At 34.1% G+C, this 16309-nt stretch carries 12 protein-coding genes and 1 pseudogene; 6 read left to right on the forward strand and 7 right to left on the reverse strand.

What is annotated here, in order from left to right; translation table 11 throughout:
- Nucleotides 1-292: 292 nt before the first annotated feature.
- The 4 genes from pyrF to OM967_RS01870 all read right to left on the reverse strand — a co-directional run bounded on the left by pyrF (nucleotide 293) and on the right by OM967_RS01870 (nucleotide 7032).
- Nucleotides 293-973: an orotidine-5'-phosphate decarboxylase gene (gene pyrF / locus OM967_RS01855; RefSeq protein WP_211908203.1), complete on the reverse strand. Its 681-nt coding sequence runs from the start codon at nucleotides 971-973 to the stop codon at nucleotides 293-295.
- 43 nt (nucleotides 974-1016) lie between these two features.
- On the reverse strand, nucleotides 1017-2183 hold the full coding sequence (locus tag OM967_RS01860; protein ID WP_211908204.1) for a hypothetical protein: 1167 nt from the start codon (nucleotides 2181-2183) through the stop codon (nucleotides 1017-1019).
- Nucleotides 2184-2320: 137 nt separating this feature from the next.
- On the reverse strand, nucleotides 2321-4417 hold the full coding sequence (locus tag OM967_RS01865) for a coiled-coil domain-containing protein (RefSeq protein WP_264337488.1): 2097 nt from the start codon (nucleotides 4415-4417) through the stop codon (nucleotides 2321-2323).
- 41 nt (nucleotides 4418-4458) lie between these two features.
- Nucleotides 4459-7032, reverse strand: a complete 2574-nt coding sequence (locus OM967_RS01870; RefSeq protein ID WP_211908206.1) for a valine--tRNA ligase — start codon at nucleotides 7030-7032, stop codon at nucleotides 4459-4461.
- A gap of 146 nt (nucleotides 7033-7178) precedes the next feature.
- Between OM967_RS01870 and OM967_RS01875 the strand changes: the two genes are divergently transcribed.
- Entirely contained in the window at nucleotides 7179-7688 is a 510-nt protein-coding gene (locus OM967_RS01875) for a hypothetical protein (RefSeq protein WP_246433196.1), read from the forward strand.
- A 117-nt stretch (nucleotides 7689-7805) separates the two neighbouring features.
- Here the strand turns inward: OM967_RS01875 and OM967_RS01880 are convergent, their stop codons facing one another.
- Nucleotides 7806-9098, reverse strand: coding sequence for a cbb3-type cytochrome c oxidase subunit I (locus OM967_RS01880; protein WP_211908208.1), 1293 nt, complete (start codon nucleotides 9096-9098; stop codon nucleotides 7806-7808).
- Between the two features lie 62 nt (nucleotides 9099-9160).
- On the opposite strand from OM967_RS01880, the gene OM967_RS01890 reads away from it, so the two are divergent.
- From OM967_RS01890 to OM967_RS08055, 4 genes and pseudogenes are all read left to right on the forward strand, one after another.
- The gene (locus tag OM967_RS01890; RefSeq protein WP_211908210.1) at nucleotides 9161-9337 is read left to right on the forward strand and encodes a hypothetical protein; all 177 of its coding nucleotides are present in this window, start codon (nucleotides 9161-9163) and stop codon (nucleotides 9335-9337) included.
- A gap of 84 nt (nucleotides 9338-9421) precedes the next feature.
- Nucleotides 9422-10531, forward strand: a complete 1110-nt coding sequence (locus OM967_RS01895) for an outer membrane protein assembly factor BamB family protein (RefSeq protein ID WP_250120418.1) — start codon at nucleotides 9422-9424, stop codon at nucleotides 10529-10531.
- Entirely contained in the window at nucleotides 10524-11912 is a 1389-nt protein-coding gene (lpdA, locus tag OM967_RS01900) for a dihydrolipoyl dehydrogenase (RefSeq protein ID WP_264337491.1), read from the forward strand. Before OM967_RS01895 ends, lpdA begins: the two co-directional genes overlap by 8 nt.
- Nucleotides 11913-11914: 2 nt before the next feature.
- A pseudogene (locus OM967_RS08055) lies at nucleotides 11915-12835 on the forward strand (tyrosine-type recombinase/integrase).
- Nucleotides 12836-13048: 213 nt separating this feature from the next.
- Here OM967_RS08055 and gatB read toward each other — a convergent pair.
- Nucleotides 13049-14479, reverse strand: a complete 1431-nt coding sequence (gene gatB / locus OM967_RS01915) for an Asp-tRNA(Asn)/Glu-tRNA(Gln) amidotransferase subunit GatB (RefSeq protein WP_264337492.1) — start codon at nucleotides 14477-14479, stop codon at nucleotides 13049-13051.
- Between the two features lie 205 nt (nucleotides 14480-14684).
- Nucleotides 14685-15665: a pyruvate dehydrogenase (acetyl-transferring) E1 component subunit alpha gene (pdhA, locus tag OM967_RS01920; RefSeq protein WP_010401363.1), complete on the reverse strand. Its 981-nt coding sequence runs from the start codon at nucleotides 15663-15665 to the stop codon at nucleotides 14685-14687.
- Between the two features lie 65 nt (nucleotides 15666-15730).
- Here pdhA and hemJ point away from each other — a divergent pair, with 65 nt between their 5' ends.
- Nucleotides 15731-16159 (forward strand): protoporphyrinogen oxidase HemJ, encoded by a 429-nt coding sequence (gene hemJ / locus OM967_RS01925; RefSeq protein ID WP_012481732.1) that lies wholly within the window; start codon nucleotides 15731-15733, stop codon nucleotides 16157-16159.
- Nucleotides 16160-16309 lie beyond the last annotated feature (150 nt).

The following is a 16309-nucleotide window of genomic DNA, read 5'->3' on the forward strand; positions in this document are numbered from 1 at the left end:
GGCAAAATTAGTTTAACATACTGTTTTCGAAACAAGTAGCTTTGCGTGTCTATGATGTCATCCCAGTGCTTGACACTGGGATCTAGTTTTTGGACATTGTTTTTGACATATGTCCTTAAGGACTATTGTTTACTGCATAATTTGCAAATACTTTTTATATCTGGATCCCAGTGTCAAGCACTGGGATGACACCCATTTAGTTATCTTTTCTCGTCTACCTTGTTTTGCCACCCTGCTGAACGGATACATACCGTTTGTTGCTTTTACCCTATGCTACCTTATCTGCCCTGCTTCAATCAGTAAGGGATTTCAATATTAACTCTGCACTACTTGCGGGATTGTCACTTTTTGTAATGGGTCTGCCAATTACGATATAATCAGCTCCTGAATTTATTGCTTCTTTTGGTGTTGCTGTCCTTTTTTGATCATTATGAGTTGAATTCATACGGATTCCTGGAGTAATAATTTTACAGTCTTTACCACATTCTTGGCGCACTTCTTGAGCTTCTAGTGCAGAGCAAACTACTCCATGTAGTCCAATCTTTTTTGCAAGCTTTGCCAGCAAAATTACCTGTGATTTTGCTTCCCTTGCTACTCCGAGTTCACTCAGATCTTCATTGATCATGCTGGTTAGTACTGTTACTCCAATTAGCTTTATTTTCTTTCCTTGCACTACACTTAGTGCTTCTTTAAGCATTTTTGTTCCACCACTGATATGCAATGTTAGCATTTCAACATCTAGAATCTTGATTGCTTCAATCGTTCTAGCGACAGTGTTTGGAATATCATGCAATTTCAGATCTAAAAAAATTGGTATATTGCATTTTGCAACTTCTCTCACTCCAGAAGGGCCATGTGCAGCAAAAAATTCCAACCCAAGCTTGACCATGCCAACCTTATCACGCAGACCATTAGCTAAAGATATAGCTTTATTTAAATCTTGTGTATCTAGTGCGCATATTATTGGGTTCATTATCTTGTATAATTTTTTTTATAATAAGAGTAATTGTTGCATTTTACAATCCATATTTAGGGGTTGGTCCACTTGCAATGCTTTGTACAGACACTGAACACGATAATCTGGTCGGAGTGGGTGAACGACTGGCATATCCAAGATCTTCCTGTAAAAAATCAGACGTTTCCTCCGATGTTTTGGAACCTTTAATTGGCTTGAATTGCACAAGCTGCCCTAATATAAATTTTATTTTCTGAGTCTCCCCTAATATTATTTTTTTGCTATAATCTTTAATTGTTTCATTTTCTCTTATCGATTCTTCTATCTTATCTATCACATATTGAAGTTGTTTTATTTGACTGTCTCGCTCTAAAAGTGAATTTCTTAAATTTTTCACTTCGTTATTACAATCTTGTCTTATTCTGTCTAACTCAAAAGATTGATTTTTAATTAAACCGTCTGCTTTATCTAGCTCTTCAAATTTCCTTTTTAACTCTTGAGATAAGTTTTTATTTTTCTGATCAATTTCTTTAAATTTACATTGTAATTCATCTAATTTCACACAAAGTTCTTCTTTTCTTTTATGTAATTCTTCTTTTTTCATATATAGTATATGTTTCTCTTTACGTAATTTGTCTATTTCCTTAGATAACTCCTCTTTTTCTTTAGATAATTTCTCTACTTCCTTATATAATTCTTCATATTTATCATTGTCTATTTTTCTTTTCAATTCGATTATAAGTTTTTTCCTCTCAGTTAGATTAGCTTCTTTTTCCTGTAACTGTTTACACAAATATGAGATTTTATGGAGTAGTTCTTTTTCTTGTGCAGCAAGCTCATCTTTCTCCTTCGTTACTTTTTCTAATTCGTCTGTTATTCCAATTATATGGATCATTTTTGCTTCTAATTTCTCCTCCAAAGATTTTTTTTCTTTAAGAAAAGATTTCCTCTCAGCTTCTATTTTTTGACCAAATTTTCTTTCTTCCTCGTATAAATTGTGCTTTTCTTGAGTCAACTCACGCTCTTTGTGAGCAAATTTCTTCTCCACTTTACTAGTGTCAATAATTATTTTATACAAAATCATAAAAGCCAAAACAGATAATACAGCTAAAGCGAGAATTAAAGAACTAGGTACATTAATAAGCGCTAAAGATGTAAGTAACGTGAGAGTAGTCAGAGAACTAGCTATAAAATAAAATGTATTATATTTATTAAGTAAATTGCTCATCACCCATATACAAAACTTCAGCAGTCTTGTATATATTGATTAAAATTGTCTTACCTGTAGAGGAGAACACTTATCACAATTGTACCAGTGATAAGCTTTAGTTGATATTCTAACTAAACTCAAAATGCAAGGTGGCATCAGACGGGAGTAGAACATCTACTAGAATATCCAAAATCTTCTGAATATGAAGCTTCATCCAGCTCTTTATTTGGTAGTGCTGATAAATCTCCATTACTTATATCTGAAGGAACAAGGCTATCATTAGTTTGTACAGATATTTCTTCAATTACTCCTTTTATTTCTTGATCACTGACTCCAACATTCTTGATTAATTCCTCCAATCTATTCAAAATCTCTAATACAGTTTCCTGCGATATAATCACTTTATCTCCTTCTCTTACATTCTCTTTGAACAAATATATCATGTTTTTTGCCAAATCTTGTGCTAAGCTCACACGATTCTGATGAACTAATGAAGATTGATCATTCAAATCTGAAATTTCTTCTTTTATAGAATGCTTCTCAAATAGTAACTCTTTGTACTTTTCATGTTGAATTTGACTTTCTTCCTCCAGATTGATGCTATAATTTTCCAACTCTTCACTGTTTTTTCTTTCTTTATTAAGAATTTTTTCTAACTCTTTAATCCTACTGAAATATTTAGTTTCTTTCTCTTCCGATTGCTTACTTAGTTCTTCTAAATCTACAGTTAGTTTAATCACTTCTTGAGTTTTTTCATTTAACTTTTCTTGTAATCGTCTTTTTTCTTCTTCTAAATCCGATGATTTAAGTATTAAATCATAAGTTTCAGAACTTTCTTTTTGCAACTGCGCTTCTAACTCTGCTATTTTTTTCTCTTTCTTTTCTAAACATGTCATCAATTCTGTTACTTTTTTAGATTCTAATTCATGTGATTGACTTTCTAATCTCTGGATTTCACTATATTTATCACCTAAATCTTTTTTAGTATCATTCAATTCTTGTTCTAACCTTTTATTTTCATTTATTGATTCATCCAGTTTAAGATCTGATCGCCCTATTTGATTAACTAGTTTTTGTATTTTGACAACTAGAATTTTAGCATATTCTTCCAAGCCTTGCTTTTCTTGCACTAATTCAGCTTTTTCTTTACTTAACTTTTGTATCTCTTTTTGCGCTTTCCTTAACTTCTCCTCTAACTTTTCCTTCTCTACTTTTCTCCTTTCAAATTCACTCTCTACCGAATCACTTAGCTGCTTGAGTTTTTGTGTTACTTCAGCCAAAACTTCATCTTTTTCCCTTACCTTTCCATTTAATTCCTCCACCTCTCTCATTTTTTGCTGTAATTGTTCTAATATAGTTTGATTATTTCCAGTTAATCTTGTATTTTCTTTTTCCAATTTATTAATTCTTTCGTTTAAGCTGTCATCTACAACTTGTGCAATTTTGTCTTGCATTTTAGTACTGCCTATTTGAGCTTCTTTGCTGCCACGCTCAATTTCTTGAGTTGTTTGAATGTTAATATTTCTATTACTATTTTCTATCACAATCTCAGATGATTTATGATTGCCTTTCTCCTTATTTCTAAATTTTATTTGATACAAGAATAAGTTACCTATTTTTACATCTTTATTTGCTTTCAATTGATCATCAGTAACACGATTACGCTCGATAAGTTCTATACAATTAGCATCAATATTAATTATAATAGTGCACTTTTTTCCGTCCTCATCACACCAATTCAGAGTCATTTCGTATGCACCATCAGTTACAACATAGTGCCTTATTCCTTCTTCAGAAACAAAACCGTGCATTCCATTTTTTCCATTGCTATGCAGAGTTGAAAACCCTGAAATTCCATTATCTTGGCACAAATTACTATTCAAAAACTCACTGACTTTGAATTTGTTTTTATTAGCTCCCAATTTAACTTCCGCACAACTACCATATATTGACACTGTTTCAACGCCACTTTCAATATACCCATTCAATACTTTTTTAGCCTTATCTTGAAGCTCTAGTCTCGCCTCCTTTACATTATTGAAATCTTGGATAACGGCTTTATACACTTCATCTTCATTAAAATTGGCATTGTATTTTATTAAAAAAGATAATATGCGAAAACTAGCTACAGCAGTGTGAATTGATTTATTCTTTTCTTTTATCTTACCGAGCAAAAACAAAAACCTTTGAATGAAGTCATGATAATCATCTTTTTGTTCTTCAATTTTATTATCATATGAATTACCAATCATTATTATCTTACAACTAAATAATTAGTATAGTAATATGAATGCTAAGTTACATCAATCAATAAACTTACAGTAAATTTTCCATTCTCAGTTATAATCTCTGCTTCTGTACTCTCAACCCATTCTATCACTTCAGCATTGCAAACTGACTGCAAATCATGCTGAGCAGAATAATTTAACTCATCCTCTTTTACACTCGCTTTTATCATCAACTTTTGTATAAGATGCTTAACTGATACGTTATTATCTGCTTTTATTTTTCTCACAAGGTTTAATATCTGTACGAAATTATCTCCCATTTCCTCAGAATACTTATCATAGATAAGTTCTTCCTTGTTAGGCCAATTACTTTTATTGTGAACAGAGTTATAACTATACAACTGATGATATATTTCCTCTGTAATGTATGGCAAAAATGGTGCAAATAACCGCAAAATAATATTGAGTACATATGCCAAACTCTGTTTCGCACTCATGTTTGCCTCGCTGTCCAATGCATCTCCATATGCACGTTTTTTAACTAACTCTAAGTAATTATCACAAAAATCTTTCCAAAAAAATTCTTCTATTGCGCTCAAAGCTTCGCAGTATTCAAACTGTAATAGGTTGTTCGTCGTTTTTTCTATCACTTTATATAATTTGGACAATATCCACTTATCCATCGTCTCACTGATGGAATTTATGCTCAATGCTTGATGTTTTTCCATAAACATGGAAACAAATTTGCTAGCATTCCAAAGTTTCGTAACAAGTCGTTTGCCAATTTTGAAGATATTTTCAGAGTAGACTGTGTCAACTCCAAGTCTTGAGTTTGCTGCCCAATAGCGTACTACGTCAGCTCCATAGGTTTCAAGCATTACATGAGGAGTGATGATATTACCTTTTGATTTACTCATCTTTTTTTTATCATCGGCCAAACACCAACCACTAATCATGATATTTTTCCACGGCAGTGAATCTGCATGATAATGTGCCTTCAAAATCGTATAAAAAGCCCAAGTTCTTATTATCTCATGGCTTTGGCTGCGCAGATCTGCAGGAAATATCTTATCATACCGATGGCTTGGTAAACCGAGCTCACTGTTTACTGCCAGTGCACTTAGTTGAGTAGTGATCGCACTTGTGGCCCACGTATCCATTACATCTTGGTCTGGGGTAACCTCTTCTTTAATATACCCTTTTGGCAAATCTTTGAGTGGATCGATAGGCAAATCCTTTACTTCAGCTAGAATGATTTTACCCTCCTCCCCTTTACGTTTTGAATACCACACCGGAAATGGCACACCAAAATAACGCTGTCTTGAAATGCACCAATCCCAATTTAGCCCTTCTATCCATACCTCCATGCGTTTACGCATAGACTTTGGATGCCAACTACACTTTTTTACTTTATCTAACACTTGAGCTTTTTGCTCTAAAGTCTTGATAAACCATTGATAAGTTGGTAATATTTCAAGTGATGCACCAGATCTTTCTGCACACTTTACGAAATGAGAAATGTTAGTACTTTCTATCAAAAGGCCCTTTTCAGTTAGGATTTCAATAATTCTCTTTCTTGCTTCTTTAACCCTTAGGCCATTTATTTCATCGTAGATTCCAGCGTCACGCGCTGGAGCGTGTGTCTCCTCTAATGGCTGGATTCCAGTGTCAAGCACTGGAATGTCACTCCCCTTTGTCATCCCAGTGCCTTGACACTGGGATCTATTATTACCATACACTGAATCTAGACTTATCCTACCATCCTGATCGATAATAATTTTCATCGGCAGACCATGCTTTTGCTGCCAATATATGTCGAGCTCATCACCAAACGTACAGCACATAACAAGCCCAGTACCTTTATCTATTTTAACTTTATCATCAGCTATTATTGGAACTTTTGCTCCTGTTATTGGCACCACGGCTATTTTTCCAATCAGCTGAGTGTAGCGTGCATCTTCTGGATGGCAAAAAACTGCAACACATGCTGGAAGCAACTCAGGCCGTGTAGTTGCAATCTTAATCTGCTCATTTTCTTCAGTGGAAAAAACTATCGTGTTCAAAAATGACTCAAAGACTTTATCCTCTATTTCTGCTTGTGCAATTGCAGTTTTATCGACTGGGTCCCAAAGAATAGGTTGCATTTTTCTGTATGCATACTCTTTATTATATAGATCAATGAATGACATTTGAGAAAGTGCCACAGCTTCCTTGCTGATCGTGTGGTATTCCAAATCCCAGTCATAGCTAATGCCAACTGATTTAAACAATTCCTTGAATTCTTGCTTTGATTTTTCAATAACCTCATGGCACATCTCTATAAATTTTTCTCTGCCAACTTCTTTTGCGCGGGTTTTATAGGTTTGCTCAACTAACCTTTCAGTCGGAAGGCCATTATCATCAAACCCAATTGGATAAAATACATCTTTTCCCAGCATACGCTGAAACCTTGCAATAAAGTCTGTGTGGCAATAGCTGAATATATGGCCAATATGCAACTTTCCTGATATCGTTGGTGGGGGCGTATCTATAGTGAAAGTGTTACCCTTTTCACTACTCCATTTATAAACTTTACTTCCTTCCCATAATACATTGTATTTGTCTTCAACTTCTCTAAAGCTGTATTTTTCTTCCAACATAAATATTTTTCAGTTTTAAGCTTTAAGTTAGCACAATTGAGCAAATACAGCAATTTTAATGTCTGACATTTTAGTTTATAATACAAAATTTCTTGATTTTAGTTTTTTATGTATTACACGATAAATTTTTAGTATTGAGGTTTATTATGCCTGATTTTAAATTTTCTGATTTACAAGATCTTGTTAATGCTCTATATGATCCATACTATCTGCCCTCTAACGAAAAAATAAAACTAGCAGAATTGCTTGAGGACGTGTTGGAACTAGAAGTTAAAAAAAGCCCAGAAAAGGCAATATCTAAATTAAAAAATAAAATAAAAAATGAACTAAAAAGTGAAGTATCGAATGAACTGAAACAAAAAATAAATACTCAAATCCAGCAGTTACAGCAAGAAAAGAAAATATTAGAAACCAAAAATGAAGCAAATAAACAACTAAAAGAAAAAGCAACATACATCGCTACTGCTAGTACTGGTCTTGCTGTTGGGTTAGTAGTGTATATTACACTTGAACATACAACTAAATTGGACATGTGGTTAATCGTTGTTATAGCAACAGTATCTGCATTCTTAGCTGGTGGTTTAATAATGAAACCTAGCTCTCAAGTAAATGGAACACAAGAACCACAAGGAGTAGCAAATAAGAATTCAGTCTAGCTTGATATAGTTTTTTTCATTTCATTGCCTTTCCAAATTTGAAGCAGGTTGTTTGAGCCATAGTACAAAGTAAATATAGTAATTTTACACTAAAATTTTTAGTTTTGTTTCTGTGGGTTAGTTGGTACGAGCCTTGCCTTTAAGAAGATGTAAAATCACAATTATTACGAATAACATTCCACCAATAACTGATATAGCTCCACCCGTAATAAAACAAGCACGTGCCAACATTGATGAAATACTTGGCAGATCTGCAACTTTTCTTAAGGCACCATATCCACCAAGCCAAACAAGTCCAGTAATGTGGAGAAAATGTCCCAAGCTATATGCATAAATCTGTAATCTTACTATGGAGCTTTTTATTTCTTTACAGCCCAATTTTGGTAACAGCCAGTAGACAAAATTCATAAAAGCTATAGTAATACCAACCACAGAACCGTGATAATGCGCAGGGATAGTGACATTTCCTTCAATAGTTAGCACTCCAAGCACACCTCCATAAATGAACAATACAAACGAGTGGAGAAGATAATTGCCCTTATCATTGAGCAGAGTTTTTGTGTTGCAATACACTAATATTGTTAAAAAGCACGGCAGAACTGCTCCAGCAATTCTCATATGCCAGGTAAAAAACTGTATCAATTCAGCACTATCCGCCGAATAAATAAAGTATATAAACGGCGCACCTACGGTCAAAACTGTGTTTATAAATAGTGGTAAAATGGTAATTTTATTTAGACTAATATAGCGAGCATTCAGTATGATCAAATAAACTAAAAACATTGCTTGAGCAAAGGCAAACTGCAGTAAATGTCCGCCTCCCCAAAAGAGATATTCATAAAATAAATTCTTGTCTGAGTGATATAGACCTGGAGGCATATTTTTATGTGCTAAAACAACACAAAGAAATGATGACACAAGTATAATGACCAGGCCAATTTGTCCGATTGAAAGATATGAGTCTTGTTTATTTGATATGTAGGCTAGAGCTGTATTTATCAATATGCTGGTAATGAAAAGACTGAGTCCAAGTAAAAATAATTTGTTTTGTAATACAGGTATATAGTTACTTTTGATAACTTCAGTATTTGGAACAAATGCAGATATAAACATTAGCAGCATGGAAAGGATTGAAAGAATCCATGAGAAGTTAAACCAATGATTGGTGTGTTTTAAGTTTATGATGAAGAGCAGAGATATTATAGAGCACATCCATACCAAAATTGACAAATTTACGTGTATCACCAGTGCATTATCAAAGATATATTGTGCAGAAGGAATGAGAGAAGAAATAAAAGGCAATCGTAGAAAAATAACAATTATTGACAGCAGTCCAGAACAAGCAAGAGCAAGTACTGCCAAGAATATCCATTGCCTGCAAAGTGAAGCGTTATTTTGTATGTTGAGCATTTACTTTTAGGTACTATAGCATAAGACAATGTACATTTTTCAAATTGATATGCATAGTTTAAATGAATGACATTACAACAATATCTTTCATCGTGAAAATGCTGCATCCATTTCCATTTCATATTATGGTAATATTACTGACAGCGTTAGTCTGGGCTATCGAAATGTGTTTTAACCAATACTTGATAAAAATTATTACAGTAAGAGAATCTTTACATAATGGCATGACATTACGTTAATGCTTTTAATCCACAATTAAGAACATTTTCGTTGTGATTTACGTTTCTAGTATGTATATTAATGGATCTTGTTTTCACTAAATAATGAAAATAATAATTGTCATGATAATGTTATTGTATAGTAACTATACAATGGCAAGCGAACGAATAAGTTTAGTAGATAAAAAATTATCTCAAGGATATGTAGCTCCAATACTTACAGAAAATAGCGTTATTTTACCAGACAAGCACGGTACCTTATATTCCTTTGATATCGATAACCCAAGAGTTATAAATTGGAAATTATACCTCTCAAGTAGGAAAAAAATTGGTAATATGAGTTTATCGAGCTACAAAGAAAATGTTTTCTTTGTAGTGGATAACATTCTACACACAATAGATGCGAAAACAGGGGAGATTCAATGGGAAAAAGAATTAAGAGCTCCGGCAAGAGGGAAAGCAATAGTAATAAACAATAAGTTGGTAGTATTGACTATTGATAACTATCTACATGTATTTGATATAAAAGATGGCAGCCCCATTTGGGCTTATCAAAATGGTATAAATGAGGTTCGAGGTTTATATTCCATCTCACCAGCAGTCTCTAATGATAAAATAATGGCACCATTTTCAAATGGCGAGTTAATAGCTTTTAATGAAGAAGGTAAAAAACTATGGAGCCAAAAATTAGCTACAAATCTTTTAGACACACAGCTTACAGATGTAACTACTACACCTAGAGTACACGATAATATCTTAATAGCTACGAGCAACTCTTATATTTATAGCATTGACGTAAACTCAGGAAATATTTTATGGTCAAGGCCACTACAAGTAAAAAGTATATCAAACATTGAGTCATATTATAGCCCTCTTATTCCTGCAGAGAAACAAAAAGAAGGCGGAAGAATTTTCATGGTGACTAAAGATAATAAGGTAATTGGCATCGACATACAAAGTGGAAAAACAGTTTGGACATCTGATTTTATAGAGAATGTGCAATTGTTTGTTCCAATTATGTATGCCCATACGCTTTGGGTAACAAGTAATAAAGGTTCAATATTTGCTTTTCCTGGATCTGAAAGTACAGGAAGGGTAATTAAAATACCCGGTAATGTGTTTCATCCTCCAGTATTTACCCATGGTAAGATGTATATAACGACTGAAGGAAATGGTGTTTATTCTTTAGAAAATAGGTTTGTTTTTTATGACTGATTATGATTTGATTATTATAGGTGGTGGTCCAGGTGGTTACAAATGCGCTATTGCTGCTGCAAAACTTGGACTCAAAGTTGCTTGTATAGACAAAAATAGCATTTTTGGTGGCACGTGTTTGCGAGTTGGGTGTATACCATCAAAAGCATTACTCCATTCCTCTTATCAGTATGCTAGCGCGAAAAATAATCTATCAAAACTTGGCATAAAAGTTAAGGATGTAAGTCTCGATTTGAGAGAAATGATAGGCTATAAAGACGCTAGAGTTCAGGAACTTGGAAAAGGCATAGAATATCTGTTTAACCTTTACAAAATTACTAAGATCAATGGACTTGGAAAAATTACTTCTTTTGATCAAGGCAATCTTGAAGTTTCAGTTGAAGGTAAGGTGCTGAAGACAAAAAATATAGTAATTGCAACCGGTTCTGACGTTATTTCTTTGCCAGGAATTAATATCGATGAGAAAAGTATTATTTCATCAACTGGTGCATTGTCTTTAACTGAAGTACCAAAAAAACTTGTCGTAATCGGAGCCGGAGCAATAGGGCTTGAAATGTCTTCTGTATGGAGGAGGCTAGGGTCTGAAGTCACTGTAGTAGAATTTTTTGACAGAATCGCTGCAGCAATGGATGGAGAATTAAGTAAGTCTCTACTTTCTAGTCTACAAAAACAAGGAATAAAATTTTTACTTAGCACTAAAGTTGAGGGAATAAAACAAAGTAGTAACTCTTTGAGTGTGAAAGTTTGCTCTGTAAAAGATAATCAAACAAACACTATAGAGGCGGATAAGGTATTGGTGGCAGCAGGACGCAAACCATGTACTGATGGTCTTGGTATTGATGAAAAAATGGAAAAAGATAATCGCGGTTTCGTTCAAGTTAACAACAGATATGAAACTAATGTGAAAGGAATATTTGCTATTGGTGATGTGATTGGTGGAGCAATGCTTGCTCACAAAGCTGAGGAAGAAGGGGTGGCAGTTGCAGAGATACTAGCAAGGCAATTGCCTCACGTTGATTATGAAATCATACCGTCAGTCATTTACACCCACCCTGCAGTTTCTTCAATCGGTAAAACTGAAGAAGAACTAAAAAGTGCTGGTCGAAAGTATAAAGTTGGTAAATGTCAATTTGCTGCAAACGGTAGAGCAAAAGTCACTGACGATGCTGAGGGATTCGTGAAAGTTCTGACTTGTAGCAAAGCAGATACAATACTCGGTGTACATATCATAGGAGCATACGCTGATACGCTAATCAATGAAGCAGCGGTTGCAATGGCATATGGTGCAGCAGCAGAGGATATATACAGAATTTGTCACTCTCATCCTGATATAAATGAAGCCTTTAGGGATGCGTGCATCGATGCTTTCTTTAAAAAGTAACTGTGGACCTCGGTTCAATCATTGAAAAATGATATGATTGGCTAAAGTACAACAGGTCTTACTCACCAAACACTTTGGAGTCATACATGAGGGACCTCAAAGATCTTATAAGTTTCCTAAATACTCACATTGGTGAAGAAGTAAATGTTGGCTCTTTAGAAAAATTAAGCATACCTGAACTGAGAAGTTGGTTTACCTCTCGTTATGCAAGAGGTGTAAATGCAAGATCTAACACTCGCGCATTGTCAGTAATCAGAAATTTTTTCAAATATATAAAAAACAATTATGAAATAAATAATGAAGCGGTATTTTCTTTATCAAGGCCAATTCAGAGAAGAACTCTACCTAAAGCACTTTCAATATCTAACATAGAAACTCTATTGAAAGAAATGAAATTGCCTGATCTAGGCGAGCCTTGGGTGGTAAAAAGAGAAATTGCAATTGTCGTTCTGCTATATGGTACGGGCTTAAGAATCACTGAAGCACTGAATCTTAAGGTTAGTGATATTAGCAATGAAAGTTTAATAGTAACAGGTAAGGGAGATAAACAAAGGCAGGTATTTATTCTTCCAGTAGTAAAAAAGTGTATACAAAAATATATAAAAGCTTGTCCCCACTTTGACGAAGCGGGACATCTTTTTGTGGGGGTAAGAGGAAAAAAATTGGGAAGAACTTATGTTGCTAATCGTTTGCAAAAAATAAGAAGATTTTTAAACTTACCAGAAATTTTATCTCCACATGCATTTCGCCATAGTTTTGCTACTCATTTGCTTCAGGAAGATATTGACATAAGATCAATACAACAGCTGCTTGGCCACTCAAGCCTTGAAACTACTCAAGTTTACACTCACCTAAATTATCAAGATGTCTTCAATATGTATAAAAACTTTCAGAAGAGTTTGAATAAAAAATCGAAATCTTAACTTCGTCTTAAATCGATAATATTGCCGAACTGAGTGCTTGCAACATCATTCAGTACTGTACTTGCTTTATATAAGCAATAGTGACCAGCAGAGAAGAAAGCAAAAACGTTTTGCAAAAGGTTATGAATGAAAGAGAATAGATAGCAGAATTTAAATTAGAAGCTATGTAAAGAAACAAGTCAAGCAAATAGCAAAAGATCTGGGACCGTACACCTAGGCACTCAATTTTAATTTTTCACTCAAAACCAAGTTTACGACATCAGGGCTGGCTTTTCCTTTGGTGGATTTCATGACTTCACCAACAAAGAACCCATACAATCTTGTTTTACCACCCTTATATTCTTGAACTTTATCTTGGTTGTCATTGATGATTTTATCTATTATCTCTGAGATTTGACATGTGTCAGTTATTTGCTTGAGATTCTGCTCTTCTATAATAAGGGATGCAGGCTTTCCAGTTTCAAACATAATATCAAAAACTTGTTTACCAAGTTTAGCAGAGATCGTTCCATCGACGATAAAGTCGAGGAGTTCGGATAAAGCATCTGCTTTAATTGGAGAGCTAACAATATCAATATTTGTTTTATTTAAACGACCGAAAAGCTCGACGGTTAACCAGGTAACTGCAATCTTTGAATCATGCTTTTTTGCTAATTTTTCAAAATAATCGGCAATTTCTTTATCAGAAGTGATAACGTCTGCATCATATTCATTGATACCTAATTCCTCTATGTATCGAAGTTTTTTTTGATCTGGCAACTCGGGTAAAGATGATTTAATAGAATCAATTTTGTCTTGGCTTATTTTAACAGGTAGCAAATCAGGTTCAGGGAAATATCTATAGTCACTTGAATCTTCTTTGCTTCTCATCACTTTTGTTTTTCCTAAAGTGACATCAAACAATAAGGTATCTTGACTTATTTCTCCTCCGCTTTCCAAAATTTTGATCTGCCTTTGTGCTTCATAATCTATAGCTTGTACAATATAACGTATTGAATTTAAGTTTTTTATTTCACAACGAGTGCCAAATGTGCTACTACCCTTTGGGCGAACAGAAACATTTGCATCACAGCGAAGTGACCCCTTTTCCATATCACCATCACATGAACCGATGTAACGCAAAATCTGCCTCAATTTTTTCATGAATTCTGCAGCTTCTGCAGATGAACGAAGATCTGGCTCTGAAACAATTTCCATTAAAGCAACACCTGCACGATTTAAATCTACGTAAGTTTTGCTTTCTTCATGAATACTCTTTCCTGCATCTTGCTCTAAGTGAATTCTTGCGATTCTTATTTCTTTTTCATTATTATTGATAAACACTTTACCATTTTTAACTATTGGCTCAAAGAACTGGGTTATTTGGTAACCTTGTGGTAAATCGGGATAAAAATAATTTTTACGATCAAAGTAAGAGCATTTATTAATTTCTGCAGAAAGTGCAAGACCGGTACATATTCCTTGCTCTATGCAGAAATAATTTAATATTGGCAATGTACCTGGCATTGCTGCATCAACTAGAGAAACTTGAGTATTGTGCTCAGTGCCAAATTCCGTTAGTGAACTAGAAAATAGCTTTGTCTTAGAAGAAACCTGAGCGTGTACCTCAAGTCCAATTACTGTCTCCCAGTTTTCTTTTGTCATGTATTTTATTCAATTAATAACTTTATATTCTGCAAACTAGCACAAAAAGTCAAATAAAACTCATTTAACCTATGATCCAAGAGCGTTGTATATCAATAATATAAGAGTTACTACAGTTTCTATTGACTAGGCTGTTATATAATAAAGTTAAGTGCTGCCAAAAAATATCTATAGTAGGCCAAAACATAATTTTGATGGCAACTGATTAGCTAACAAATTTATAAACATCAGTATATAGTTCATCAATGCCTGGCTCTTTACTATTTTTAGCAAAATCTTCTGACTTTTTTACTAAATCTCGTATTTCCTTATCAATAGCTTTGCATTCTTCATCAGAAGCGATTTTATTGTCTGTTATATACTGCTTTAGGGTGCTTATAGGATCATGATTTTGCTTCATATCTTCAACTTCTTCTTTTGAGCGATAAGTAGCAGGATCTGACATTGAATGGCCACGATATCGATATGTCTTCATTTCAAGCAAGAGAGGTCCTTTTCCCCCACGTACATGCTCAGCTATTTCACTTGTTAACTCATAGACAGAGAAAAAATCCATTCCATCAACTTGTTTTCCAGGAATACCAAAACTCTCTCCTCTTTTATATAGTTCAGTTACTAAAGTTGATCTTTGTACAGAAGTTCCCATTGCGTATTCGTTATTTTCTATGATATAAACCACAGGTAACTTCCACAAAGATGCCATATTAAATGATTCATATACTTGTCCTTGATTTGCAGCACCGTCACCAAAATATGTGAATACAACGTTATCTTTTTTCTTGTATTTATTAGCAAATGCTATTCCTGTGCCAATTGGGACTTGTGCACCTACTATTCCATGTCCACCAAAGAAATTTTTTTCAACATCAAATATGTGCATGGAGCCACCTTTGCCTTTTGAACACCCTGTTTCTTTGCCGGTTAGTTCTGCCATCACAACATTCGGATCAGAGTTACATGCAAGCATTAAGCCATGGTCTCTATAGCTTGTGATAAAAGCATCACCAGATTTTGATGCAGCTTGAGTCCCAACTGCAACTGCTTCTTGCCCTATTGATAAGTGACAGAATCCGCCTATTAATCCCATTCCGTATAATTGTCCTGCTTTTTCCTCAAATCTGCGTATGAGAAGCATTTTTCTGTAGAATCCAATCACCTGTTCTTTAGTGAAATTTTCTGCTTTCATATTGACTTTCTTTTATTAAATTGAGATCATACCAGAAATTTTTAACATTTTATAATACTATCTATCTGGATTACTATCACTGGCTTGAAGCTTTTCACGTTATCTCTGTAATTATGTGGGTGGCAGGTATGCTCTATTTACCAAGGCTTTATGTTTACCATGCATCTGTAAAACCAGGGTCAGAAAATGACAGCTTACTTCAAATAATGGAGAAGAGACTCCTTAGATATATCATAAACCCTGCAATGCTTTTCTCCCTTAGTTTTGGAATTATGCTAATGATTATTAGGGAAGCATATCGCGAAGGGTGGTTTCATGTAAAAGCGCTAGCATTATTCTTAATGTTTGCTATTCATGTCCTACTTGCAAAGCATAGGAAAAATTTTGCAGTGGGCTTGAATAAGAAAACTCACGTTTATTTTCGTGTTTTAAACGAAGCAGTAACAGTGTTAATAATAATTATAGTTATTATGGTTATTGTAAAACCTTTTTGATTTTCTAGCCTAATGCTGAACCATTGAATGGAGTATAAGAATTGTTACTAAATAGTTTATTCTGATGTTCCGTAGTCTAAGTAAAGTACTTAAGGTATAGATTCTTTGTTTTTGTGTGTTATCCTGGTTAACAAGAATTCGCAGTAGTAT

It is taken from the genome of Wolbachia endosymbiont (group B) of Dolichovespula media, from assembly GCF_947179505.1.
Taxonomy (GTDB): domain Bacteria; phylum Pseudomonadota; class Alphaproteobacteria; order Rickettsiales; family Anaplasmataceae; genus Wolbachia.